Below are 23,408 nucleotides of genomic sequence, written 5' to 3'. Positions count from 1 at the left end.
TGGCAAGAACAATCGCATCTTCCGGCCGCAATCCGAATATGTCGAAACAATGCGGTCAGGGATGGATTAAGCGGCTTCAAAGCGCTCGCCTGCAAACTTTGGGCTGCTCCGAAATGGAGACAGCTCATTTTTTTTATTTGACGGGGAGAGGGCGCGGTGATACGATGAAGGTATCAAAATTATAAACCTTAGTTTATTATAATGAACCATATTTTTCGGAAGGATGCTAATGGAAAAGAAATATTGGGTTCCGGCGCTGGAAAAGACCAATGCCATTTTATTGCTAATCGCCGAACAACCCGGCAGTATGCGGCTCATCGACCTCTCGAAATCGCTGAATATCAATAAAAGCTCGATGTTCTCCCTACTGCACACTCTGGAAAAGCTGGAATGGGTGGTAAGGGAAGAAGACGGGGCCTATTCGCTTGGATTCGCTCTGGCTTACTTTGGAACGGCGTATTTTAACCAGTTTCAATTGATTGAACAGTTCCACAAAGAAGCAGCCGGCACGAAACAGATTCTGAAAGAGACGATCCAGCTTGCCGCACTCGAGGGCAGGGATGTCATCTATCTGGCCAAAGAAGAGTCGCCTTCCCAGGTGAAACTGGCGTCCGGCCCCGGCAAAAAACTGCCAGCCCACGCAACCGCATTGGGCAAGGTGCTGCTCGCGGCATTGGACGACGAAGCAGTCGCCGCTTTGTATGCGGAGGAAGAGCTTTTCCCCAAGCTCACTCCTTACACCCTGCCGACCAGATCGGCGCTGCTGGAGCAGCTTGAAGAAGTCCGGCAGAACGGGTTTGCCATAGACGAACAAGAGGCCGTAGTCGGCTTCAGCTGCCTGGCCGCGCCGATTAAGGACGCCAAAGGCCGGACCGTAGCCGCCATTTCCTGTTCGTTGCTGCTACACGAATGGCATAATAAGCGGGAGCTCGTGGAGCGGGAATTGCTGGATTTGGCGGGCAGGCTCTCAAACAGGCAAGGAGACTAACGATAAAGGAGAGATCAGTCCATGAGATTAGCTGGAAAAATCACGCTCATTACCGGTTCCGGCTCGGGAATCGGCAGGAGCTCGGCGCTTCTTTTTGCCAAGGAAGGTGCGACAGTGATTGTCAATGATCTTCAGGAAGACAAAGGGCGGGAAACGGTGGAGCAGATCAAGCAGGCCGGCGGGCAAGCCGATTTCTGCCAGGCCGATGTGACGCAGCCGGAGTCCGTGAAAGCGATGGTCGATGACATTCTGGCAAAATACGGCCGCATCGATGTGCTGTTCAACAATGCCGGGGTGAGCGGCGTAGGCGCAATCCATGAGGTCGAGCCCGAGGCGTGGGACCGGGTGATCAATATCAATATCAGGGGCGTCTATTTGCCCAGCAAATACGTGCTGCCTTCCATGATGGAAAATAAAAGCGGTTCCATTATCAACATGTCTTCCTGTATCGCTGAAATTGGCTTGGCCAGAAGGGCTTCCTATTCCGCCACCAAGGGAGCGGTCCTTGCTTTGACCAAGTCTATGCAGGTGGATTACGCCCCGTACGGCATCCGCGTAAACGCGCTTTTGCCTGGAACCATCCTTACTCCTTTTGTTGAGGATTATTTGAAAAAATCGTACGACGACCCGGAAGAGGCTTACGCTTCGCTGAGAAGCCGCCAGTTGAGCGGCGATTTGGGAAGGCCGGAGGATGTTGCGAAAGCGGCGCTGTTCCTGGCCTCGGACGAGTCCAAGTTTATGATGGGCTCCCCGCTGTACATTGACGGCGGTGTCGTTTTCGGCAAGAACGCTTGATTTTACATATGTGATATTAGATCCAGAGGAGGCCTTATCATACATGAAATTGCTTACTTTTATTGAGGGCGGCGAGTACCTTCTAGGGGTGGTTACCGACAAAGGAATCGTTGATGTCAAAGCGGCGGGCCAGGCACTGCAGCCGCAAGCAAATGTTCCTCTAGATGTGCATGAAGCGATAAAAGGAGGCGCCGCAGCTCTTGCAGCTTTACGCAAAACGGTGGACGCCGCGCTGGTGTCTGACAACTGTGCCGCTTTTTTGCGACAGGAATCGGAGTTGACCCTGGGACCCTGTGTTACGCATCCGAACAAAATTATCTGCGTAGGCTTGAATTACCGCAGACACGCGGAGGAAACGAAGGCGGCAATTCCGCAGTACCCGATCCTGTTCAACAAATTTAACAATACCCTCACTGGGCCTGGCGCTGACGTACCGCTTCCCAAGGTCTCCGAAAAGGTGGACTATGAAGCGGAGCTTGTCATCGTTATCGGCAGGACGGCAAAATATGTGTCCAAAGAAAATGCCCTGGATCATGTTTTCGGCTACTGCAATGTGAACGACCTTTCCGCACGCGACCTGCAGATGAGAACGCAGCAGTGGCTGCTTGGCAAAAGCTGCGACGGTTTCTCCCCGTTAGGCCCGTATCTCGTATCGGCGGATGAGGTAGGCAACCCGAACGGCCTGGGCATCCGCTGTATAGTGAACGGCGAAGTGCGCCAAAACTCCAACACGTCGGATATGATATTCAAATGCGACGAGATCGTAAGCTACATCTCCCAGCACATGACCCTCATTCCAGGGGATATCATCCTGACCGGTACACCGGAAGGGGTGGTGCTCGGCTATCCGAAGGACAAACAGGTATACCTGAAAGACGGTGACGTCATCACGATCGAAATCGAAAAGCTCGGCAGCTTGACCAACCGCATGGTGGCGGAGCTCGCTTGATATTTTATCGATACACAATGGGAGAAGAGCCTGGCTGTGCCGGGTTCTTTTTTGGTTGGGAATGATTCAGACAGTAAAGGGCGGGTTAATAAAGCGGTGTACTAATTTACGGATTGTATCCAAATCGAAGGAGGCGCTTCCGAATGGCTGAACATAACCATATGATCGAAAAAGACGGGGAACTGCAGACCGGGAAAATTGGAGAAACGATCGAACGGATGGGCTCCAAGCGCATGGAACAAATTCTATCCGATTTCGAGGAATTTACCGCTTACTTGGCGCGTCGGATCGAGATGGGCAAAAGTATCGGTTTGAACGAGGAACAGCTTGCCATGACGGCAGAGAAGGTGGCGAAATACTTGTCAAGTCATGAAGAACCCCGCAATTCGGAGGAAAAATTGTTACAGGAATTGTGGACGGTCGGCCGTGAGGAGGAGCGGCACATGCTGGCCCATATGCTGGTTCGGCTCGCTCAATCCACGAAGCATTAAAAACTATACATTGAGACCCGGCGCAAATCGAATGCGATTTGCGCTTTTCAACTTGTCACGGCACATAAAGCTTACATTTATGGAAAATACTAATGCTTGTTTGCGGAGTTTATTTTATGGTATAGTAGTTGTCGTTCCGTGAGCGACATGGAGAAGTGTCCGAGTCTGGTCGAAGGAGCACGATTGGAAATCGTGTAGGCGTCACAAGCGTCTCGAGGGTTCGAATCCCTCCTTCTCCGCCATAATGCGGATATGAGATAAACTGTAAATGGCGGTCGTGGCGAAGGGGTTAACGCACCGGATTGTGGCTCCGGCACTCGTGGGTTCAAGTCCCATCGATCGCCCCATATATGCGGAAGTGGCTCAGCGGTAGAGCATCGCCTTGCCAAGGCGAGGGTCGCGGGTTCGATTCCCGTCTTCCGCTTCAATAACAAAGATCCCGGTCTGATTAATTCATCGGACTGGGATCTTTTTTTGCTGTCTTCACAATAGATGGAGTTTCAAAGGCGATGGGGAAGATTAATAAAGTATGTCGCATGGCAGTCAAATTTGTTCAGGGAGGATGATGGAAGTGGAAACGATGTACACCGCTAAAGCAACTTCTACCGGAGGAAGGGACGGAAAGGTTGTCTCCCCGGACGGAATGATTAATTTACAGCTGAAGAGGCCAAAAGAAATGGGCGGCGACGGGGGACAAGCCACTAATCCTGAGCAATTGTTCGCTGCGGGATATTCAGCATGCTTTAACAGCGCCTTGGAACTGGTAATGAAGAAGAATAAGGTGGACGCACCCGGCTCTGAGGTAACGGCAAACATCTCTATCGGCAAAGAGACGGACGGAGGGTTTAAGCTTGCCGCGCGGCTGGATGTGAAAATCGAAGGAGTGGATAAGGAAACGGCCAAAAAGCTAGTCGAAGAGGCACATCAAGTGTGTCCTTACTCCAAAGCGACCCGAGGAAACATTGATGTAGAGCTGAACGTCATTTAACAACGCCATAGACAGCCGGTGTCGATCAGATGCCGGCTTTCTCAGTATATGCGGAAGCGGCCGGTGTCGATCAGATGCCGGCTTTATTAGTGTTAGCGGAAGCGGCATATGTCGTCAAGATTCCGGCTGTCCCACAAATGAACAATTTTAATTCATCCGGTTTAATGTCCGGCAGACGGTTTAAATACTTTTCAAGAAATGTCAAAAACGGCCGCAGCAGCTGAGTCAGTGCAAAACGAATTCATAGAGCGAAGAGGTGACTCATGAAAAAGGCAGAAAAACGACCCGGATATTTCATTTTGGCAGGCATCCTGGCATTCTTCAGCTTCGCTTCTCCAACGTTCGCTGAGATGACGACAGGACTACATACGCCGGTTGCAAAAGATGTCGCGTATATAAAATCAACAGAGGCTAAGGTGTCTCCGGCCGTAACATTCAAAGATTCCAAATTCAGTGACACCGGCGAGAGTACCCGTTTCCGCTACAGTGTGACGGTGGGTGAGAACCCGACGCTGAGCCACTTTATTCTTGGTATTTGTCCGGAAGCGGAAGTAGTCGGAGCATCGCACCCCTATGAATTAATGACGGATACAGCAGATCCCCCGACCGGGATCAAGGGGATAAAATTCAATAGTCCCGGCGGACCGGCAGGAAACGTGAGCGTAGACTACTGGATCGATGTAAAGGGAAAATGGACGGAAGAAGGGCTGATTGATTCTGCGATTACAGCCGGCACTGCCACATGGAGCAATAAAGTGAACGGTCCCGCATGCAGCACTCACGCGGCCGCCGGAGCCCTTTCTACAAAAGCCTCAAGCTCAATCCCTGATACAGCGAACACAGACCAATCGCAGAACCCTTTTAGCTCTAAAATAACCCATACGGCAATGAGGAGCGAAGCGGCTAAACCGAGTGCGTTGCCGGAGAACAGCTCCAATCAGGGGACACCGGCAAAATGGAAAGCCGCGGATTCGCCTCAAACGACAATCGATTTGAGCGACAAGTCAAACGCTTATATGTCGGCTCCCCGGAGCGGAGCGTCGGAGCCTTACGGCCTTTATGCGGCGGGTTCGCTTGCGGCAGTGATCGCTTGTGTTATCGCCAGAAAGAAAAAGGCAAATTAATAGACTTTGGTTCTCTTGTCTTATGTAATCCAATCCCTAAAGTAAAGAGAGTGATCTCATGAAAAAAACAGCTATTGGGCTTATTGTTATAGGACTGCTGCTGTTCGCCTTGCCTTCGATTATCCACTGGAGAGAAGATAACCTCCAAAAAAAGCTGCTTGACAGCTGGGATGCTTCTAATCCATCAGCCTTGATGGAAACTTCAGCATCCTTAATGGCTATGGAATCGATCGAGTCAGCGAACAGTGATCTCACCCGGATTTTTGCAGAAGAAAAGGGACAGATTGCTGCTGCTCAGCAGCCCGATTCCAACAAGGCGGAAGCCAAGCTTGCTGCGGAATCCAAGCCAATGGCGGAAGCGAAGGCAGCCGCAGAAGCCAGGTCCGCAGCTGTGATGGACAACAAAGCCAAGACAGATCAGAGCAATCCGCCGACCGGTCGTGAAGTGAAGACCGCTCCGGTGAAAACCGTCAGCCCGATCGTCAAAGCAACCCAGCCGGAAGTAAAACCCTCATCACCCTCAATGGTCGGAGTCATTGAAATTGACGATATCGGGCTTAAGCTTCCCGTGCTGGAGGGCGTTTCTTCTCAGAACCTGAAGATTGCCGCCGGCCATATCCCGGGTACTGCGCTTCCCGGACAGGCGGGAAATTCAGCTATTGCCGCGCATAACAGCTATTCTTACGGACGGATGTTCAGCCGTCTTAAGGAGTTGAACCGGGGTGGCAAGGTGCGTGTCAAAACGGCCGCCGGAGATTGCGAATATACTATCTATGAGATCAGGACGGTCGAGCCTTCCGACACCTCCGTGCTTAACCGGAACGCCAAGGACAAAGTGCTGACACTGATCACCTGCGACGATGAAGGCAGCAACCGTCTGGTGCTGCACGGGAAATTGAATTAGCGGGAATGGGCCTTTCGTTGACGCGCTTTGTTTTTTGTAGCATTATTAGGGGAGAAAGCGTAGGCAGGAAGGGGTGTCCAGCATGAACGCCGAAGAGATAATTGAAGTAATGGGAAAGCAGGGAATGCGAATCACCGACCAGCGGAGGACACTGGCACAGCTTTTTGCCGGGACTGAAGGATATCTGACCGCTAAAGCGGTATATGAGCATATGGGCCAAAAATATTCGGGCTTGAGCTTTGACACGGTGTACCGCAACCTGCGCCTGATGCACGAAATGGGGGTTTTGGAGCAATTCGTTTTGGAGGACGGAATTAAATTCCGCGCCCGCTGTGACGAGCATGACCATCACCATCACCTGATCTGCATGAACTGCGAAAAGACCTATCCCGTCGTTTTTTGTCCGATGGACGCGGTAACGCAGGTGCCGGACGGTTTTGACATCGTCAAGCATAAATTTGAGGTTTATGGTTACTGCAAGGACTGCACAAATGAAAAAGATCGCTAAAGCACCTGTACAATTTTACCGTAAATGGATTTCTCCTCTCAAACCGCCGACCTGCAGATTCTATCCTACGTGCTCACAGTACGCGCTTGACGCAATTGAACTGCATGGTCCGCTGCGCGGCGGTTGGCTTGCCGCAAAGAGGATTTGCCGGTGCCATCCTTTTCATCCCGGCGGATTCGATCCGGTGCCTCCCAAAACACGGGATCAGACATCGGGCAAGAGCTAACCGGCTCAGCGGGATGTGCGCGGCTGCGAGAATGACCTGGAGCCAGGCTGATAAGCGCGGTTGCGAGATCGGGAGTGGAAGCGGGCGGATTCCCCTCGTGCAGCGCCGCAGATTGCGCCGGGAGAGGCTGGCGTCAGGCAGACCTTGACACGGTATGCTGCTTTTCGTTATATTTGGCATAATTAAAGAAAAACAAACCGATGAACGGATGTGTACAAGGGGAGGCCTACACAGAGAGCCGGGGAAGCTGCAAACCGGTTAGGGCGAAGCTTGGAGTATGGTCCCGGAGGGAATGCTTTCGAGTTGTTCGGCTAATAGAGCCGGAAGAATAAGACAGCATCGTGGTCCAGCGTTAATGGAGGAAGTCTCGTTTGCGCCCTGCGCGGATTCGAAGACTTGCTGAGCCCCGTTGTTCGCGAGAAACGGGGGAAACCGGGTGGTAACACGTGAGCACAAGCTTTCGTCCTGTAAAGGAAGAGGGCTTTTTTTTGTGAACGTTAAAGAAAGTTTAAAAATTCGCTAAATGATAAAGCGAAATGGTGTTACCAAGAAAACCTGCCTTTAATTCGCGGTCGCTCATCCTTGAATGGCCTCGGGTAGAGGTTTTCTTTAAAAATTCAGGAGGTTTTGACGATGCCGGAAAATAAAAAAACGTTTTACATTACAACCCCGATCTATTATCCAAGCGACAAGCTTCACATCGGCCATGCTTATTCCACCGTGGCGGGCGACGCGATGGCCCGTTACAAACGGCTGCGCGGCTATGACGTGATGTATTTGACGGGAACGGATGAGCATGGGCAGAAGATCGAAAGGAAAGCGAAGGAAGCCGGTAAAGATCCCCAGCAGTTCGTCGACGACATTGTGGCGGGCATCAAAGAGTTGTGGATAAAGCTGGACATCTCGTATGACGATTTTATCCGCACGACCGAGCCGCGGCATAAGGAGGCTGTGGAAAAAATTTTTACGCAGCTGATGGAGCAGGGGGATATTTACCTTGACACATATGAAGGCTGGTACTGTACACCCGACGAATCGTTCTTCCCGGAGAGCAAGCTGGTCGACGGCAAATGCCCGGACTGCGGGCGCCCGGTGGAAAAAGTAAAGGAAGCTAGCTACTTTTTCCGCATGAGCAAATATGTGGACCGTCTGATGCAGTATTACGAGGAGAACCCCGAGTTTATCCAGCCGGATTCCCGGAAGAATGAAATGATCAACAATTTCATCAAGCCGGGACTGGAGGATTTGGCGGTTTCCCGTACAACGTTCGATTGGGGAATCAAAGTCCCCAAGGATCCCAAACATGTCATCTACGTATGGATTGACGCGCTGTCCAACTATATTACCGCTCTGGGCTACGGCAGCGGGGATGATGGCAAATTCCGGAAATATTGGCCTGCGGATGTCCATTTGATGAGCAAGGAGATTGTCCGCTTCCACACGATTTATTGGCCGATCATGCTGATGGCGCTGGGACTGCCGTTGCCGAGGAAGGTTTTTGCGCACGGCTGGCTGCTCATGAAGGAAGGGAAAATGTCCAAATCCAAAGGGAACGTCGTCGATCCGGTCACTTTGATCGACCGTTACGGCCTGGACGCGCTGCGCTATTATCTGCTGCGCGAGGTTCCTTTCGGGGCGGACGGAACGTTTACTCCGGAAGGATTTGTGGAGCGGCTCAATTATGACCTGGCCAACGATCTGGGCAACCTGCTCAACCGCACTATTGTAATGATCGACAAGTATTTTCACGGAGTTGTCCCGGCTTACGTCGAAGGAGCTACCGAATTCGACGCCGGTTTGATCGAGACCGCTTCGGAGACGGTGAAGCAGGCAGAAGCGGCGATGGAGAACATGGAGTTCTCCGTAGCGCTTTCGGCGATCTGGAACCTGATCCGCCGCACGAACAAATACATCGACGAGACCCAGCCGTGGTCGATGGCCAAGGATGAAGCCCTGCAAGCGAAGCTTGGTTCGGTCATGTACTGCCTGGCTGAAGCCCAGCGGATTTCATCCGTTATGCTCCAGCCGTTCATGACCCACACCCCGCAGCGCATGTGGGCGCAGCTTGGCATCTCCCGCGCGGAGCATACCGCGTGGGAAAGCGTGCGCACCTTCGGCCTGTACCCTGCGGGTACGAAGGTGCACAAGGGCGAGCCGATGTTCCCCCGGCTCGACGTGCCTGCGGAGGTGGCGTACATCGTATCGACGATGTCCGCCGCCTCCGCGCCCGCCGCAGCCGAAGCGCCGGCTGCGGAAGACAAGGCCGTCCCGGCACAGCCGGCGGCCGAGGCGAAGCCCGAAATCGGCATCGACGATTTCGGCAGGGTTGACCTGCGCGTAGCGCAGGTCACCGCGGCGGAGCCGGTCAAGGGCGCCGACAAGCTGCTGAAGCTGCAGCTGGATCTCGGCGGAGAGACGCGGCAGGTCGTGTCCGGCATCGCCAAGCACTACACGCCGGAGCAGATGGTTGGACGCAAAGTCATCTGCGTCACGAACCTCAAGCCGGTCAAGCTGCGCGGCGAGCTTTCCCAAGGCATGATCCTGGCTGCGTCCCAAGGCGATCAGCTTACACTCGCCACAGTGCCGGACGATATGCCTAATGGCGCTGTCGTGAAATAAAAATAGTTCAGCATTGAGCAGGCAGTTCCCGCGGGAGCTGTCTGCTATTTTATTCTCTACCAGGAAAACCTGCCATCGAACCGCGCTCGCTCATCCCTGAAAGACTCCGATACCTGGCAATATCTTCGAGCAGACTCCGGGAGTATTTTTCTTAATCGTAATTCTTATTATTCTATTGACATCCTCTTCTGTGTCCGTTTATAATCAATAACATTGAATAAATAAAAATTATTACGATTTACAGAGCGGGGGAATTATCGAATCATGAATAAGAAAACAGTTAGTTTTGCAGCCGTCCTGGTGCTGTTAACCGTCGTTTTGGCCGCTTGCGGATCTTCGTCCAAAGGTCAGTTTGTAAAAGGAAAAGTGAACGTGGTAACCAGCTTTTATCCTTTATACTTCTTTACACAGTCCATCGGCGGAGACCATGTAAATGCAATCAACCTCGTACCGGCGGGAGTGGAGCCCCATGAATGGTCACCCAAAAGCAAAGACCTCAGCAATATGACCAAAGCGCAAATGTTTGTGTACCAGGGCGCCGGCTTTGAAGGCTGGGTCGACGATTTCCTGTCAAGCTTAAAGAAGGACAGCGGGCCCAAGGTGGTTGAAGCGAGTAAAGGCGTGAACCTGATCAAAGCGGACAATATCCACCCGGATCAGAAGAAGAGCAACGAAAGCGATATTGATCCCCATACGTGGCTTAGCCCGGTGAACGCCAAGAAAATGGGGGAGAACATCCGTGACGGACTGATTGCGGCGGATCCTGCCAATAAAGCGGACTATGAGGCCAATTACAACAGCTTCGCCGGGAAGATGGACGCACTGGACGCCAAGTATAAAGAAACTTTAGCCAAAACCTCCAAAAAAGAAATCGCCGTGACCCACCAAGCTTTTGCTTATCTGTGCAGGGATTACAGCTTGGTCCAGATGCCGATCATGGGGCTGGCACCCGATTCCGAACCGACGGCCAAGGATCTGCAGCAGGTGAACCAGTTCATAAAAGAGCACAACTTGAAATATATTTTCTTTGAAGACCTGGTATCGGACAAATTGGCCAAAACGCTCGCCAAAGACGCGAATGTGGACACTTTGGTGCTGAATCCGCTGGAGGGCCTGACGGAGGAGCAGCAGAAGGCCGGAGAGAATTACATTACAATCATGGAGAAAAATTTGCAAACTCTGACAAAAGCGCTACAATAGTTGTATATAGGCACCGGTGTTAAGATGTTTCCTCCTGGAAGCATCTTAACTTATTCAGGGGCTGTTTAATCGTCGACGGTCATATTCACAGACAGTAAGGAGGGAGCTCATGTCAGCTGAGAATCTGTCAGTGGGCAAGGATTATTGCCACCAAAGCATCGTTTCGCTGGAAGGCGTTTCTTTTTGCTATGAAAATAAAAAGGTCATCGAGAATTTAAATTTCACTGTTCTGGAGCGGGATTTCGTAGGGCTCATTGGTTCCAATGGCGCGGGGAAAACCACGCTGCTCAAAATGCTGGTCGGGCTGCACAAGCCCGAGAAGGGCATGGTAAAGCTGTTCGGCCAGCCGATCGAGCAGTTCGGCGAGTGGGGGCGGATAGGGTATGTCCCGCAGAAAAACTCGTTTAATCCGCTCTTTCCCGCCACCGTCAAAGAGGTCATCCAATCCGGCTTATACGGCAGGCAAAAGCTGTACCGGCGCCTCACCAAGGATGACCTCGAACGGGTCATAGACGCGCTTCATGTGATGAAAATCGAGGATTTGGCGAACCGCAGAATCGGACAGCTCTCGGGCGGACAGCAGCAGCGGGTTTTTCTGGCCAGGGCGCTTGTAAACAATCCCCAGCTCCTGATCCTGGATGAGCCGACTGTAGGGATCGACGCGGAGACGCAGGCCGGCTTCTTCCATATGATCCGTCATATGCACCTGCGCCATCCGATTACTTTCATTATGGTTTCGCACGATATGGAAATGATCCGCAGCTATTTGGGCGAAAGTCCCGTGCAGGAGTCGGGCAAGCTGAAGTTTTATGTCAAGCACACCCATGATCCGGAGGATTGCGGTGAAACCAATTTAACACACACGCTAAAAGAGCTTCGGTCCACGATCGGAGTGTAAGAGGAGAATCTTGTGGAATCGTTAGATATTTTCAATGAATATTTTTTTCAGAGGGCGCTTCTCGGGGGCATCCTGATAGGTCTCACCGCCCCCTTGATGGGTGTTTTTCTTGTCCTGCGCAGGCTGTCGATGATCGGGGATACTTTGGCCCACGTCTCTATCGCCGGCGTTGCCCTGGGCTTTCTTATCAACGTCTACCCGGTAGCCGTCGGTTTGGTATTTGCGCTGCTTGCCTCCTTTGGTATCGAGAGGTTGAGAAAAGCTTACAAGACCTATGCAGAGCTGTCGATCGCCATCCTGATGTCGGGCGGCATCGCGTTCGCTACGCTGCTTTTTACATTGGGCAAAGGCTTTAACATGAATGTGATGAGCTACTTTTTCGGCAGTATTTATACGCTGGATGCCTTGGATTTATGGGTTGTTTTTGGGGTGACGGTGCTGGTGGCGGCAGTCATCGGGGTACATTTTAAGGAGATGTTCCTCATGTTCTTCGATGAAGAAGCGGCGGCGGTCAGCGGCCTTCCGATCAAATTCTACAATATCGCGATCACCATGCTGACGGCGCTCGTGATTTCCGTTTCCATCAAGATTGTAGGAGCCCTGCTCGTATCTTCCCTGCTGACGATACCAGTAGCCTGCTCGCTTATTCTGTCCAAAAGCTTCAAGCATTCGGTATTTCTCGCCATTCTTTTCTCGGAGATTTCTGTCGTGCTCGGTCTGGTTGCCGCCGGAATTTGGAACTTGGCTCCGGGGGCGACGATTGTGCTGTTCCTTATCGCGCTGCTGATCGGAGTTTTGATCGTCAAACGGCGAATCAGGGTGTGAGCGGGGAAAGGAGAAATTGATGCAGCATCTCACTGTTGGAATAGCTTTGTTTGCCGGCGCCGCTTCGTTCGTATCTCCGTGCTGCCTGCCGTTGTATCCGTCTTATCTTTCTTACATTACGGGTGTTTCGGTGAATCGGCTTAAAACGGAATCAAGCGGGGAAATCAGGCGGAAGACGGTTCTGCATACGCTTTGCTTTATCGCAGGTTTCTCGATCATCTTTTATTCCCTGGGGCTCAGCGCAGGACTGGTGGCGGATCTGTTCATCAAGAACAGGGTGCTTCTCAGACAGCTCGCTGCGCTGCTTATTTTTGTGATGGGATTGTTCTTGCTGGGCATTTTTCAACCTCAATGGTTAATGAGGGACGTCAAATTCCAATGGAAATCAAGGCCTGCGGGGTATGCGGGTTCAGTGCTGGTAGGAATGGGCTTTGCCGCCGGATGGTCCCCTTGTGTCGGGCCCATTCTTGGGGCGATCATCACTTTATCGGCGACGGAGTCCGGAGCATGGCTGCCGCTCATGACAGCTTATTCCCTTGGCTTCGCGGTTCCTTTTTTCATCCTGGCCTTTTTTATCGGTTCCACCAAGTGGATTTTGAACTATTCCAACACGATTATGAAAATAGGCGGGGGCCTCATGCTCGTCATGGCCGTGCTGCTGTACACCGACCAAATGACACAGATCACCATCTGGCTGCAGGGGAGAACTCCCGGATGGCTGAAGTTTTAAAGTAGAAAGCAATTGACACTCCACGTACTTCTGCAGGTCCGTCTCTCCCGTTTCAAACCTGTGCACAACCGAGGCAGATGCCGCCTTCCCCCGTGGTGCAATTGGGTTGTAAGCACAACCGAAACATATACCGTTCGTCCCTGCGGAGCAGTCAGAAAGAGCTCATGCCCGTCGTGATCGCGGCTTGCTTTATTATTCTGCAGGGAGTATCATACTTACTGTATGTAAAGAGTGTTGATAGCTTGCACAGCTTTGTTGTCCCGGCTGCAACAGGGGGGAAAGAAATGGCAACACCCAGTATGGAAGATTATTTGGAACGTATTTACAAACTCATCGAGGACAAAGGCTACGCCCGCGTGTCTGATATTGCGGAAGGGCTGGAAGTTCATCCTTCCTCCGTGACCAAGATGATCCAGAAGCTCGACAAAGACAATTATCTGGTGTATGAGAAGTATCGTGGCTTGGTGCTTACTTCCAAAGGTAAAAAGATGGGAAAAAGGCTCGTTGACCGCCATCAGCTGCTAGAGCAATTCTTGAACGTGATCGGTGTCCAACAGGATAATATTTATAAAGATGTGGAAGGAATTGAACATCATCTCAGCTGGGATTCCATTACTTGCATTGAAACGCTGCTGGAGTACTTTCGCAGAGATCCGGAGCGCTCTACCGAGCTGATGCTGATCAAGAGCGAACTGGAATCAGATTCATAGCCTTGCTACTAGTACATCGGCACCTCTCCAACCGACAGGTGCTTTTTTCATGCGTCTAACATAGAAACAACCCTCGCCCGCATAGATACTCACTAGAAGGATTACAGGGGAGAGGGTTCTATGAAAGTCAATGCGGTGTTCGAGGGGGGCGGGGTCCGTGCGATCGGGCTGGTCGGCGCGGTCCATGAAGCGGAGAGGCGGGGAATTCAATTCCATCAGGTGGCCGGCACCTCCTCCGGAGCGATTGTAGCTTCCTTCCTGGCAGCGGGATACAAGGCGGACGCGATGGAGAAAATGATCCAGCAAACTCCGTTCAGCCATTTCCTGGTCAGGTCTCCGATCTTTAACGCCAAGCTGTTCGGACCGGCGGCCAGGCTGCTCATTAAGAAAGGGCTCTATTCGGGCGAGGCGCTTGAACAGTGGGTATCGCAGAAGCTTGCTGCCAAAGGAATCCGCACGTTCGGGGACCTCAAACCGAATTCTTTAAGAATTATCGCATCCGACATTTCCCAGGGCAAGCTTCTGGTGCTGCCGGACGATATAGAGCAGTACGGAATAAATCCCGCCAAGTTTCCGGTGGCCAAGGCGGTGCGGATGAGCACCAGCATCCCTTATTTCTTCGATCCGGTCGTGATCCGCAAACCGGTAACGATGCGAAGCAAAGACGACGATTTCTTCAGCCAATTCATTTATATTGTGGACGGGGGGCTGCTGAGCAACTTCCCGCTGTGGATTTTCGACAAACCCGAAATACAGCAAGGGCAGTCCATTCCGACGATTGGATTTCAGCTAGTCGGCCGGCAGCACAAAAAGCCCCGGAATATCCGGGGCCCGCTCACGATGCTCACCGCCTTGTTTGCCACGATGATGGACGCCCACGATGAACGGTATATTTCGCAGAATAACGATTTCCGTACGATCAAGATACCGACCTTGGGCGTCCAGGCTACCGATTTCCATATTGATCTGAAATCGGGGAGCAAGCTTTTTAACTCCGGCAGGTCGGCGGCTTCCTCGTTTTTTGACAAGTGGAGTATGGAGCAGTATGAGAATTATTATTTCGAATATGTCCTGCGGCGAAAGAAAAAGAAGTGAAACAAGAACAACCATTAGTGGTATTTCGGGATGTTATCTTCATCATCGGGCTTGCTGCCTTCGATCACACGAAAGGAATGCTTCCGGCGCTTGGGTTTGGCCGACCTGCTGCGGGAGTAAGACGACGTTTTTCTTCTAAACCACCTGTCGGGCGGAAATTTGTAGAGCAGATAGATAACGCCGAAAACAATAGCCGGAATGATCAGCGTGCCGATAAAGCTGTTGATCTGGGTCACAATCCCTATGAGCAAAAACACGCCTATAATGTAGGTCAAGTAGGAACGTTTCATTACTCTATCCCTCCACTGTTCGTCTGTCCAACTCTCTCACACGGTTAAAAGAAGCGATCGACACTTCCACCTGGGAATCTTCGGGTTCTTTCGTCGTCAGCTTTTGCAGCCACAGCCCCGGATAGCCTAAATATTTGAGCACAGGAATGTCCCTCAGCGAATTCGTAAAGCGCAGCACTTCATAAGATACGCCGATCACCACCGGAAGAAGAACGATTCTCTGTACGATTCTTTCGACAAAGCTGTCATAATGGAAGAACGAGTAGATCAGGGCCCCGATAATGACGGTAAAAACAATAAAAGAGCTCCCGCAGCGGTAATGCAGCGTGCTGAATTTTTGCACGTTCCCCACCGTGAGTTCGACCCCGGCTTCGTATGCGGAAATCACTTTATGCTCGGCGCCGTGGTACTGGAACAGCCTTTTGACGGTCGGTGTCAATGAAATAGCGTACAGATAGGCTACAAGCAGAACGATCTTGATAACGCCTTCGATCAAATTATGGACGATCTGGTTTTGGAACAAATTGGCGAACAGGAACTGCTCAATGGCCGTGGGCACCAGGGTAAATACGAATTTGCCGAACAAAAAGGACAGCACTCCCACGAACGCCACACCCAGGACTAGGGACAGCTTGCCCATGACAGACGGCTTCTCTTCCCTGAACTCGGAGTCTTCTTCGGCGAATTTTTCTGCGGAAAAATTCAAATGCTTGGCCCCGTGCGCACTGGCTTCTATAATTCCGACAATGCCTCTGACGAAAGGGATTCTTTTGAACGGCCGGAGCCATTCGATTTCTTTTTTCGGTACCTCGAAGTAATCGATACCGTTATTTTTTCGGCGCACAGCGGTAACATGATGCGTCCGGCCTGCAAACATGACCCCTTCAATTACCGCCTGCCCTCCGTAAATAGCTGTCTGTGACAAACCCCATTCCACCTTCACCATGAAGTAAACAAAAAATTAAGCCTTCTTCTATTGTAACGAATTCCGGCTCTGATAGCTACTTGTTTTACATTGCCCGTAATTGTGCATAATAACCATGCATAAACGGCGCGATGCCGAAAAAACGGAAAGATGGAAGGTACAAGGAATGAACCAGCAGACTAGAAATAATCGTGCGCAGGGCAAGAAGCCCGGAAAGAAAATACGAAGCGTCTTCATGAGCTGGCGGGTTATTATTGAAGTGGGTTTCTTCGGCGGGCTCCTCGGGGGGGGCATTAAGCTGCTGGAATATTATTTTCAGTTCACGAAGATACCGCCGGGGTTTCTTGTCGCTTCTTTTCTGGGACTCACTTTTCACAAAAACTTGCCGGGGTTTTTCCTGGGCTGGGGGGTTTTTATAGTATTATCCCTGCTGGCCAGTGCGCTGTACGCGCTCCTGTTACGCAAAGCGAAAAGCCCTTACTACGGCTTGTTATACGGCGCGGCGTGGTGGGTGCTGCTTTACCTGGTGGTGAGGCCCCTGGCCAGAACGAACTATCCGGTCGAGCGGATGGACTTGAACACTCTGATCAGCGATTGCTGCCTGTTTCTGCTGTGGGGGCTGTTTATAGGGTTTTCGATTTCCTTTGAATATACGGACCAACAGGCCTATGAGCCGACAAAAGAGAGCTCCATGCCAAAAAAAAGTTTCTCAAGGAGCTGAAAAATATGGTAAAATAACTAGGGCAAACGCGCGCCTCAAGGGCTGTGCATCCGCCAATATCCTCTATAAAGCGGAGGCTTTCGATGAAAAACGTGCTGGTCGTGAACGGACCGAATTTGAATATGCTCGGCATCCGCGAACCTGGAGTTTACGGGACCTTGTCCCTGTCGGCTATTGAGCGCAAGCTCAGGGCATTCGCGGATTCCCTGCAGCTGCAGCTGGAATTTGTGCAATCGAACCACGAAGGTGATATAATTGACTCGATTCAGGCAGCTTACGGAACGAAGGAAGGCATCCTGATCAATCCGGGCGCTTTTACCCATTACAGCTACGCGATCCGGGATGCGATAAGCGCAGTGGGCCTGCCCGTCGTTGAAGTACATATGTCCAACATCCACAAGCGGGAAGAGTTCCGCCATCTATCCGTAACTGCGCCGGTCGCGGTTGGACAGATCAGCGGCTTCGGAGCTTACAGCTATGAGCTGGGACTTCTTGCCCTGTACGAGCATATTAACAAGGCAGGTGAAGCGGAATGAACGGGCGCCGGATCGACAAATTAAGGGCGGCTTTGAAGGCAATGCAGTTGGAAGCGATGCTCATCACCAGCGGATTCAACCGCCAGTACATCTCCGGATTCACCGGATCCTCCGGGTACGTCCTCGCCACGCAAGATAAGGCTTACCTGCTGACGGATTTCCGCTATATGACTCAGGCTCCCGAACAAGCAAAGGATTTTGAAGTGGTGGAGCATAAGCCCAATGTCATGCTTTCGGTAAAAGAACTGCTTGAGAAGAGCGGTATCAAGCGGCTCGGATTTGAACAGAATGACCTTTCTTATGGAGCCTATACCCGCTATTCGGCGGATTTGGCAGGCATTGAGCTAGTGCCGACTTCCGATGCAGTTGAGAAAATCCGGCTTGTCAAGGACGACGCGGAGCTGCGGATTTTGCAGGAAGCCTCCGATCTTGCGGACGCCACCTTCTCACATATTCTTAGCGTTCTTAGGCCCGGACTTACGGAGCTTGAAGTGGCGCTGGAGATTGAAATGTTTATCCGCCGCAATGGAGGAACTTCCACTTCCTTCGAGACGATTGTAGCGTCGGGCGAACGATCCGCACTGCCCCACGGCAAAGCAAGCGAACGCATGTTAAGGAACGATGAGTTTGTCAAAATGGATTTCGGCGCGTACTACAAAGGCTACTGCTCCGACATTACAAGAACCGTTGTGCTCGGCAAGCCGACAGACAAGCACAAGGAAATTTACGGCATTGTGCTCGAAGCCCAGCTCGGCTGCCTGAACGGCCTGAAGCCCGGCATCACCGGCAAAGAAGGCGACGCTCTTGCGAGGGATGTCATTGCAAGCAAGGGATATGGCGAATATTTCGGGCATGGAACGGGTCACGGCCTTGGCATGGAAGTCCATGAGGCACCTCGTCTTTCACTGCAGGGGGATACGGTGCTGGAGCCGGGCATGGTGGTCACCGTGGAACCGGGCATTTATTTGCCGGGCTTCGGCGGCGTCCGCATCGAAGACGACGTAGTGATCACGGAGTCGGGTATCAAGATATTGACCCATTCTACCAAAGAATTGGTTATTATAGATTAAAAAGGTCCATGGCTTCTTAAGCCTTATTATTGGGGCTCCCCGCAAAGTAATCGGAATCAGCTTCGAAGGCATACGTCACTTTGTGGGGTAATTTTCAGTGTCATTTTATTCAGGAGGGATTAATAAGTGATCTCAGTTAACGATTTTAAAACAGGCTTGACCATTGAAGTTGAAGGTGATTTGTTCACCGTCATCGATTTTCAACACGTAAAACCGGGCAAAGGCGCGGCTTTCGTCCGCTCCAAGCTGAAAAATCTGCGCAACGGCAACACGGTTGAGCGCACCTTCCGCGCAGGCGAAGGCGTGGGACGAGCCCATATCGAGAACCGCGAGATGCAGTATCTGTATAACAGCGGCGAAGAATATACTTTTATGGACACCGAAACTTACGACCAGATTTCACTGACCCGTGCACAACTGGAATGGGAGCTCAACTTCCTCAAAGAGAACATGATGATCAACATCATGAGCTATCAAGGAGAGATCCTGGGGATCAACCTTCCGAACAGTATCGCCTTGAAGGTGGTTGAAACCGAGCCCGGCATCAAGGGCAATACCGCCACAGGCGCAACGAAGAACGCGAAGGTGGAGACCGGATTAAACGTTCAGGTTCCGCTGTTTATCGAAGAAGGAGACGTGCTGCTCGTCGACACGCGCGAAGGCAAATACATTTCCCGCGCGTAAGTGCATTACCGGAGGGCCTTGAACTCGTTATGGAGTTCGGGGCTTTTTTCCGTCAAGAGCGATTAGTAAAGAATTTAAATTGCACTGCGAGAGCTTGCAGCTGTTTTGGGGGAATGTGCCAGTATTTTTTTCGTGCCTTTTCGCCGAATTATGCTATAATTTTAATAAATTTTGGTGAATGAAGATGGGAGAGGAACAGCTTTGTCTTTGATTGTGATGAAGTTCGGGGGGAGCTCCGTCGGCGACGCCGAGCGCATGAAGCGTGTAGCGCAGCGGATCGTGGAACGCAAAGGGGAAGGGAATCAATGTGTGGTGGTCGTTTCCGCGATGGGGGATACAACGGACGATTTAATCGACCTGTCCAGGCAAATTTGTGACGTAACGCCGCCAGCCAGAGAAATGGATATGCTGCTTACGACCGGGGAACAGGTTTCTGTCGCCCTTTTGTCGATGGCTATACAGAGCCTGGGAGTTTCCGCCGTCTCTTATACCGGTTGGCAGGCTGGAATGATAACGGAAGAACTTCACGGCAAAGCCAGAATTACGAATATTGAGCCGAGCCGCCTGTTAAGCGCGCTGGAACGGGACGAAATTGTGATCGTAGCTGGCTTTCAGGGCATGACGGAGGCGGGAGAGATCACCACCCTCGGCCGCGGAGGCTCGGATACTACGGCCGTTGCTCTGGCAGCCGCAATCAACGCCGATTTATGCGAAATTTACACCGATGTGGACGGCATCTACTCTACTGACCCACGGATTGTCAAAGTAGCGCGCAAGCTGGAGGAAATTTCGTATGACGAAATGCTGGAGCTGGCCAACCTGGGCGCAGCGATCCTGCATCCGCGGGCTGTGGAATACGCCAAAAATTTCAACGTCCGTCTGTGCGTAAGATCCAGCTTTACCCGCAACGAAGGTACTTATGTCAAGGAGGAAGCCGTGATGGAACAAGGAATTACAGTGCGCGGAATAGCTTACGATAAGAATGTGGCCCGGATCTCCATTCTTGGAGTGCCGGATAAAGCAGGGCAGCTCGCCGGCGTATTTACCGCTCTTGCCAAAGAGCAGATTGACGTGGACATTATCGTCCAGAGCGGAGTGCAGAACGGCGAAGCGGACTTCTCCTTCACCGTCTCCCTCGACGATGTGCAAACAGCGCTGAGCACTCTGGAAGGAATCCAGGCGCAAATCGGCTACCGGGAAGTGACTTCCGAGCTGAATCTCGTCAAAGTTTCCATCGTTGGCGCCGGCATGGTCAGCACTCCGGGAGTGGCGGCCCGAATGTTCGAAGCGATCTCAGGCCTCGGGATTTCCATTAAAATGGTTTCTACCTCCGAAATCAAAACGTCCTGCGTAATTGACAACTCCCAATTGAAAGAGGTTGTCCGGGCTCTGCACACGGCTTATGGGCTCGACGCTGCCGAGCAGGCTTTCGTAGGCGGGCCGTCCGAAAGAAGATAGTGCCCTTATTTTAACTTATCGAATAAAAAATAGGAGACCTTCAGCAGAAATGCGGTAATGCCGGCGGCCATCAGCGGCCCCACAGGAATTCCGCGCATGAACAGAATGCCGAAGATCGAACCGATGACAAGGCCCACAATTAATTGCGGGTCTATTTTTAACAGCTCCAGCCCCTTGCCGTTCATATAAGTTGCAATGGCTCCCCCTGCCAGCGCGACAATGCCGGGCCAGGTCGTAAAGACGGAAATAATGTCCTTGGGCGAAATTTTCTCGGAAGCAAAGGGGACAAGCACTCCCATCGTCAAAAAAAGAAGACCCAGCTCCAGGCCCCTTCTTTCGATTGCAGGCAAATACCTGTCCAGACTGATCAGTTTCACCACAAGCAGGACGCAGGCTGCGGTAGTAATAATATTGGACCGGCCGATCATCCCGATAATGATGAGAACAACAAGCAGCAAATCTCCGTTCATAAAGGAAAACTCCCCGTCTCATAGTTTCTTTCCTATTCTATGAGCGGACAACCTTTTTAGAACCTCCCGGCAAATGGGGCACCAGAGTGCTGTCCACAAGCACAGGAACCATCTCCGTAACATTAAACTGCGAGCAATAAATTACATCTTCGCGGAATCCCAGCTTCATCAGCCTTTTGCCGTTGCTGCAGCCCAGGAGGACGTCCTGCAGCTGCCCTTCCGTACGGAGAAAGGCATAATTCATCGCCAGCCCGAAATCGTTCACTTCAATCCCTTCTCCATAAAGTTCTGTCAGAGCATGGACCAATGCCCCCGCACATAAACCGTCTTCCAGGGCGTATACATCCTGAGTGCCGGAACATAAAATAACGATGTCTTTCTTCATTTCAAAAGCGGTCCGTGCGCATGCGCCTGCATTGAGGAACGCTCCGATGAGCACGCGGCTCGCTTTATGGGCCTTTTGTACGGCCCGGGTGCCGTTGGTCGTGGTGATGATCAGCTTTCTGCCCTTCAAATCGTCCGCCGTATATTCCAGAGGGGAATTTCCGTAATGAAACCCGGGAATTTTACGGCAAGAGCGCTCTCCGCCCAATCTGTCTTCCGGATGCTGCTGCGCTTTGGCGCCATTCACGGTCTCCGTGGCCAGGACTTCCGCACAGCCATGGTTTAGAGCTGTAATGATAGTGCTTGTCGCGCGAAGCACGTCGATCACTATGACGGTCCGGTTCGTTAATTCCTCAGTTCTCGCCTCATTGACACTGGAGATCACATCGATCAGCATGCTTCCCGCCTCCCCGGATTATTGTATTTCCAGCTGATCTTCCTTCTTGATGCCTAATCCAAACGTATCGGAACGAAGTCCCCTGCGCAGCGCCTCTACAGAGATAATGTCCTGCGGTGCAATATTGCCCAAATGGATCTCAGGGCCGAGTAAATTCATCAGGTGAACCTGCTGCTGTTTTTGGGGCGCTTCCCATAGAATCATATGCGGATTAGGCACGTGTTTTAGAACTTGTTCCAGTTCTTCGTCCTTGCAGTCCCCGTTTTTATCGAAAATGCCGACCCCGGCTCCGGACTCCCGTCCTTCCATCGTCACCAGCTCCGCGCCGTAATGAAGGTCCAAAGCCACGGTTTCCTGCAGTTCATGCATATCTATCGACGAGCCGAAGCATTTTTTTCCATATTCGGTGTATACGATGAGTCCCTGCTCCACTCCTTGGGAGATCAGCTCATTCCTCTTTTTGCGGGGCAGTTCGATCGTGCCGTCGGATACCTCGATACCGGTGAAGCCCAGGGAGGAAATCAACCGGAAGAAAGAGCCGACCTCATTTTGCTGCACGGCCACTTCCAGAAACGTCCCTCCGGGGAATACGCAAATACCTTGGGCTTTAGCCATCTCGATCTTGGCGTTCAGAAGCTCCACCGGGTACAACGGAGAGGTGCCGAAGCCTATTTTTAGCATATCGATATGATGTCCGGCGGTTGCAAGCAGATCTTCGAACGAATGGATGCCCAATCCTTTATCTATAACCATCGTTTTTCCTAACGTTCTCGGTTTGGCCGTCCTGCGGCCTGAAGGATCGGAAAGCACCGGTATCCATTGAGCTTGGGAAGTGGTCTCCATCACAATTCTCCTAACTGTTGGGTTTGTTTGTGTGGGTTAATCTCAAGTTCATCATATGCACCTCATGGTGGGTATGTGCCCCGGTAAGTGCGATCCTCCTTACTGCATTCCGGCAGCAAAAAAATAACGAACCTTGGCAAAGTCGGAACCTAAAATGAGACATGCCCGCATAAGCTAGGATGTAACGGCATTGAAGCAGGCGAGGGCTTCCTGGTCGACCCGCCTGCGGAACATGAATAGGGGGTCATATGAATGTGGGATGCGGTAAACAAAGTAGTTCTGAGCATGGCGACATTAAGGATGCTTTCGGGCAGTCTCGAGGTGATCGCGGCGCTGCTCATGCTCAGGTTAAATCAGGTGGAGAAGGCGCTGCTCGTGAACTCGGGCCTTGCCCTGGTAGGGCCTCTGGTGCTGCTGACAACAACGACCATCGGCTTGGTGGGTATCGCGGAGAAACTATCATTAGGCAAAATGATATGGGTACTGGCGGGAGTGGGGTTCATTTTCATAGGCATATTAAAAAAATAACGGGCGACATATTTTAAGAGACTCGGCATATGTATGAAAACAGGTGAATTCA

At 51.7% G+C, this 23,408-nt stretch carries 27 protein-coding genes and 3 tRNA genes; 25 read left to right on the top strand and 5 right to left on the bottom strand.

From position 1 onward, the window contains the following. Positions 1-229: 229 nt before the first annotated feature. The 19 genes from ACZ5N7_RS08075 (at position 230) to ACZ5N7_RS07985 (ending at position 15,050) form a co-directional block, all read left to right on the top strand. Complete coding sequence (locus tag ACZ5N7_RS08075; protein ID WP_464658599.1) at positions 230-988, top strand: IclR family transcriptional regulator; 759 nt, start codon at positions 230-232, stop codon at positions 986-988. Between the two features lie 21 nt (positions 989-1,009). Then, on the top strand, positions 1,010-1,783 hold the full coding sequence (locus ACZ5N7_RS08070; protein WP_464658597.1) for an SDR family NAD(P)-dependent oxidoreductase: 774 nt from the start codon (positions 1,010-1,012) through the stop codon (positions 1,781-1,783). Between the two features lie 43 nt (positions 1,784-1,826). Next, positions 1,827-2,732 (top strand): fumarylacetoacetate hydrolase family protein, encoded by a 906-nt coding sequence (locus tag ACZ5N7_RS08065; RefSeq protein WP_464658595.1) that lies wholly within the window; start codon positions 1,827-1,829, stop codon positions 2,730-2,732. A gap of 143 nt (positions 2,733-2,875) precedes the next feature. Beyond that, positions 2,876-3,223 (top strand): DUF3243 family protein, encoded by a 348-nt coding sequence (locus ACZ5N7_RS08060; RefSeq protein WP_464658594.1) that lies wholly within the window; start codon positions 2,876-2,878, stop codon positions 3,221-3,223. A gap of 149 nt (positions 3,224-3,372) precedes the next feature. Then, a tRNA-Ser gene (locus tag ACZ5N7_RS08055) sits at positions 3,373-3,465 on the top strand. 29 nt (positions 3,466-3,494) lie between these two features. Further along, a tRNA-His gene (locus ACZ5N7_RS08050) sits at positions 3,495-3,570 on the top strand. Positions 3,571-3,575: 5 nt separating this feature from the next. Then, positions 3,576-3,647 (top strand) — tRNA-Gly (locus ACZ5N7_RS08045). A gap of 147 nt (positions 3,648-3,794) precedes the next feature. Then, positions 3,795-4,211: an organic hydroperoxide resistance protein gene (locus tag ACZ5N7_RS08040; RefSeq protein WP_464658592.1), complete on the top strand. Its 417-nt coding sequence runs from the start codon at positions 3,795-3,797 to the stop codon at positions 4,209-4,211. A 263-nt stretch (positions 4,212-4,474) separates the two neighbouring features. Then, on the top strand, positions 4,475-5,335 hold the full coding sequence (locus ACZ5N7_RS08035) for a hypothetical protein (protein WP_464658591.1): 861 nt from the start codon (positions 4,475-4,477) through the stop codon (positions 5,333-5,335). 58 nt (positions 5,336-5,393) lie between these two features. Beyond that, a complete protein-coding gene (locus tag ACZ5N7_RS08030) occupies positions 5,394-6,239 on the top strand; it encodes a class D sortase (RefSeq protein ID WP_464658589.1) in 846 nt (281 codons plus the stop codon). Between the two features lie 82 nt (positions 6,240-6,321). After that, positions 6,322-6,747, top strand: coding sequence for a Fur family transcriptional regulator (locus ACZ5N7_RS08025; protein ID WP_464658587.1), 426 nt, complete (start codon positions 6,322-6,324; stop codon positions 6,745-6,747). After that, positions 6,731-6,973 (top strand): membrane protein insertion efficiency factor YidD, encoded by a 243-nt coding sequence (gene yidD, locus ACZ5N7_RS08020; protein ID WP_464658585.1) that lies wholly within the window; start codon positions 6,731-6,733, stop codon positions 6,971-6,973. Before ACZ5N7_RS08025 ends, yidD begins: the two co-directional genes overlap by 17 nt. Positions 6,974-7,606: 633 nt before the next feature. After that, a complete protein-coding gene (metG, locus tag ACZ5N7_RS08015; RefSeq protein ID WP_464658583.1) occupies positions 7,607-9,592 on the top strand; it encodes a methionine--tRNA ligase in 1,986 nt (661 codons plus the stop codon). 264 nt (positions 9,593-9,856) lie between these two features. After that, positions 9,857-10,792, top strand: coding sequence for a metal ABC transporter substrate-binding protein (locus tag ACZ5N7_RS08010; RefSeq protein ID WP_464658581.1), 936 nt, complete (start codon positions 9,857-9,859; stop codon positions 10,790-10,792). A gap of 109 nt (positions 10,793-10,901) precedes the next feature. Next, positions 10,902-11,690 carry a metal ABC transporter ATP-binding protein gene (locus tag ACZ5N7_RS08005; RefSeq protein WP_464658579.1) on the top strand — a complete coding sequence of 263 codons (789 nt, stop codon included), beginning with the start codon at positions 10,902-10,904 and terminating at the stop codon, positions 11,688-11,690. A 12-nt stretch (positions 11,691-11,702) separates the two neighbouring features. Beyond that, a complete protein-coding gene (locus ACZ5N7_RS08000) occupies positions 11,703-12,515 on the top strand; it encodes a metal ABC transporter permease (protein WP_464658577.1) in 813 nt (270 codons plus the stop codon). A gap of 19 nt (positions 12,516-12,534) precedes the next feature. Further along, complete coding sequence (locus ACZ5N7_RS07995) at positions 12,535-13,245, top strand: cytochrome c biogenesis CcdA family protein (RefSeq protein ID WP_464658575.1); 711 nt, start codon at positions 12,535-12,537, stop codon at positions 13,243-13,245. Positions 13,246-13,529: 284 nt separating this feature from the next. Continuing rightward, positions 13,530-13,955, top strand: coding sequence for a transcriptional regulator MntR (mntR, locus tag ACZ5N7_RS07990; RefSeq protein WP_464658573.1), 426 nt, complete (start codon positions 13,530-13,532; stop codon positions 13,953-13,955). A gap of 120 nt (positions 13,956-14,075) precedes the next feature. Next, entirely contained in the window at positions 14,076-15,050 is a 975-nt protein-coding gene (locus ACZ5N7_RS07985) for a patatin-like phospholipase family protein (protein WP_464658571.1), read from the top strand. A 14-nt stretch (positions 15,051-15,064) separates the two neighbouring features. Here ACZ5N7_RS07985 and ACZ5N7_RS07980 read toward each other — a convergent pair whose 3' ends face one another. Together ACZ5N7_RS07980 and ACZ5N7_RS07975 are read right to left on the bottom strand one after the other, a co-directional pair. Beyond that, complete coding sequence (locus tag ACZ5N7_RS07980) at positions 15,065-15,340, bottom strand: hypothetical protein (protein WP_464658570.1); 276 nt, start codon at positions 15,338-15,340, stop codon at positions 15,065-15,067. A gap of 4 nt (positions 15,341-15,344) precedes the next feature. Continuing rightward, positions 15,345-16,217 carry a DUF1385 domain-containing protein gene (locus tag ACZ5N7_RS07975; protein ID WP_464659195.1) on the bottom strand — a complete coding sequence of 291 codons (873 nt, stop codon included), beginning with the start codon at positions 16,215-16,217 and terminating at the stop codon, positions 15,345-15,347. Between the two features lie 214 nt (positions 16,218-16,431). Between ACZ5N7_RS07975 and ACZ5N7_RS07970 the strand changes: the two genes are divergently transcribed. The 5 genes from ACZ5N7_RS07970 (at position 16,432) to ACZ5N7_RS07950 (ending at position 20,734) form a co-directional block, all read left to right on the top strand. After that, entirely contained in the window at positions 16,432-16,986 is a 555-nt protein-coding gene (locus tag ACZ5N7_RS07970) for a YqhR family membrane protein (RefSeq protein ID WP_464658568.1), read from the top strand. Between the two features lie 83 nt (positions 16,987-17,069). Next, positions 17,070-17,522 (top strand): type II 3-dehydroquinate dehydratase, encoded by a 453-nt coding sequence (gene aroQ, locus ACZ5N7_RS07965; protein WP_464658567.1) that lies wholly within the window; start codon positions 17,070-17,072, stop codon positions 17,520-17,522. Beyond that, positions 17,519-18,592, top strand: coding sequence for a M24 family metallopeptidase (locus ACZ5N7_RS07960; protein ID WP_464658566.1), 1,074 nt, complete (start codon positions 17,519-17,521; stop codon positions 18,590-18,592). The genes aroQ and ACZ5N7_RS07960 overlap by 4 nt, the downstream gene beginning before the upstream one ends. Before the next feature lie 126 nt (positions 18,593-18,718). Continuing rightward, positions 18,719-19,276 carry an elongation factor P gene (gene efp, locus ACZ5N7_RS07955; protein ID WP_464658565.1) on the top strand — a complete coding sequence of 186 codons (558 nt, stop codon included), beginning with the start codon at positions 18,719-18,721 and terminating at the stop codon, positions 19,274-19,276. Positions 19,277-19,477: 201 nt separating this feature from the next. Continuing rightward, a complete protein-coding gene (locus tag ACZ5N7_RS07950) occupies positions 19,478-20,734 on the top strand; it encodes an aspartate kinase (protein ID WP_464658564.1) in 1,257 nt (418 codons plus the stop codon). Between the two features lie 5 nt (positions 20,735-20,739). On the opposite strand, the gene ACZ5N7_RS07945 is transcribed toward ACZ5N7_RS07950, so the two are convergent. The 3 genes from ACZ5N7_RS07945 to comA are packed head-to-tail and all read right to left on the bottom strand — an operon-like array spanning position 20,740 to position 22,828. Next, positions 20,740-21,204: a DUF441 domain-containing protein gene (locus ACZ5N7_RS07945; protein WP_464658563.1), complete on the bottom strand. Its 465-nt coding sequence runs from the start codon at positions 21,202-21,204 to the stop codon at positions 20,740-20,742. Between the two features lie 37 nt (positions 21,205-21,241). Then, on the bottom strand, positions 21,242-21,985 hold the full coding sequence (locus ACZ5N7_RS07940) for a 2-phosphosulfolactate phosphatase (RefSeq protein ID WP_464658562.1): 744 nt from the start codon (positions 21,983-21,985) through the stop codon (positions 21,242-21,244). An 18-nt stretch (positions 21,986-22,003) separates the two neighbouring features. Next, positions 22,004-22,828, bottom strand: coding sequence for a phosphosulfolactate synthase (gene comA, locus ACZ5N7_RS07935; RefSeq protein ID WP_464658561.1), 825 nt, complete (start codon positions 22,826-22,828; stop codon positions 22,004-22,006). A 252-nt stretch (positions 22,829-23,080) separates the two neighbouring features. On the opposite strand from comA, the gene ACZ5N7_RS07930 reads away from it, so the two are divergent. Next, positions 23,081-23,356 carry a YqhV family protein gene (locus ACZ5N7_RS07930; protein WP_464658560.1) on the top strand — a complete coding sequence of 92 codons (276 nt, stop codon included), beginning with the start codon at positions 23,081-23,083 and terminating at the stop codon, positions 23,354-23,356. Positions 23,357-23,408 lie beyond the last annotated feature (52 nt).

The sequence above is a fragment of the Paenibacillus sp. JCM 18996 genome (genome assembly GCF_055392555.1).
Note: the sequence above shows the minus strand (reverse complement) of the source record. Positions and strands in the feature narration are given on the sequence as shown.

Coding starts and splice junctions, on each gene's coding strand:
- ACZ5N7_RS08075 (WP_464658599.1), top strand. CDS start 230: ATGGAAAAGAAATATTGGGTTCCGGCGCTGGAAAAGACCAATGCCATT.
- ACZ5N7_RS08070 (WP_464658597.1), top strand. CDS start 1,010: ATGAGATTAGCTGGAAAAATCACGCTCATTACCGGTTCCGGCTCGGGA.
- ACZ5N7_RS08065 (WP_464658595.1), top strand. CDS start 1,827: ATGAAATTGCTTACTTTTATTGAGGGCGGCGAGTACCTTCTAGGGGTG.
- ACZ5N7_RS08060 (WP_464658594.1), top strand. CDS start 2,876: ATGGCTGAACATAACCATATGATCGAAAAAGACGGGGAACTGCAGACC.
- ACZ5N7_RS08035 (WP_464658591.1), top strand. CDS start 4,475: ATGAAAAAGGCAGAAAAACGACCCGGATATTTCATTTTGGCAGGCATC.
- ACZ5N7_RS08030 (WP_464658589.1), top strand. CDS start 5,394: ATGAAAAAAACAGCTATTGGGCTTATTGTTATAGGACTGCTGCTGTTC.
- ACZ5N7_RS08025 (WP_464658587.1), top strand. CDS start 6,322: ATGAACGCCGAAGAGATAATTGAAGTAATGGGAAAGCAGGGAATGCGA.
- yidD (WP_464658585.1), top strand. CDS start 6,731: ATGAAAAAGATCGCTAAAGCACCTGTACAATTTTACCGTAAATGGATT.
- metG (WP_464658583.1), top strand. CDS start 7,607: ATGCCGGAAAATAAAAAAACGTTTTACATTACAACCCCGATCTATTAT.
- ACZ5N7_RS08010 (WP_464658581.1), top strand. CDS start 9,857: ATGAATAAGAAAACAGTTAGTTTTGCAGCCGTCCTGGTGCTGTTAACC.
- ACZ5N7_RS08005 (WP_464658579.1), top strand. CDS start 10,902: ATGTCAGCTGAGAATCTGTCAGTGGGCAAGGATTATTGCCACCAAAGC.
- ACZ5N7_RS07995 (WP_464658575.1), top strand. CDS start 12,535: ATGCAGCATCTCACTGTTGGAATAGCTTTGTTTGCCGGCGCCGCTTCG.
- mntR (WP_464658573.1), top strand. CDS start 13,530: ATGGCAACACCCAGTATGGAAGATTATTTGGAACGTATTTACAAACTC.
- ACZ5N7_RS07985 (WP_464658571.1), top strand. CDS start 14,076: ATGAAAGTCAATGCGGTGTTCGAGGGGGGCGGGGTCCGTGCGATCGGG.
- ACZ5N7_RS07980 (WP_464658570.1), bottom strand. CDS start 15,340: ATGAAACGTTCCTACTTGACCTACATTATAGGCGTGTTTTTGCTCATA.
- ACZ5N7_RS07975 (WP_464659195.1), bottom strand. CDS start 16,217: ATGTTTGCAGGCCGGACGCATCATGTTACCGCTGTGCGCCGAAAAAAT.
- ACZ5N7_RS07970 (WP_464658568.1), top strand. CDS start 16,432: ATGAACCAGCAGACTAGAAATAATCGTGCGCAGGGCAAGAAGCCCGGA.
- aroQ (WP_464658567.1), top strand. CDS start 17,070: ATGAAAAACGTGCTGGTCGTGAACGGACCGAATTTGAATATGCTCGGC.
- ACZ5N7_RS07960 (WP_464658566.1), top strand. CDS start 17,519: ATGAACGGGCGCCGGATCGACAAATTAAGGGCGGCTTTGAAGGCAATG.
- ACZ5N7_RS07945 (WP_464658563.1), bottom strand. CDS start 21,204: ATGAACGGAGATTTGCTGCTTGTTGTTCTCATCATTATCGGGATGATC.
- ACZ5N7_RS07940 (WP_464658562.1), bottom strand. CDS start 21,985: ATGCTGATCGATGTGATCTCCAGTGTCAATGAGGCGAGAACTGAGGAA.
- comA (WP_464658561.1), bottom strand. CDS start 22,828: ATGGAGACCACTTCCCAAGCTCAATGGATACCGGTGCTTTCCGATCCT.
- ACZ5N7_RS07930 (WP_464658560.1), top strand. CDS start 23,081: ATGTGGGATGCGGTAAACAAAGTAGTTCTGAGCATGGCGACATTAAGG.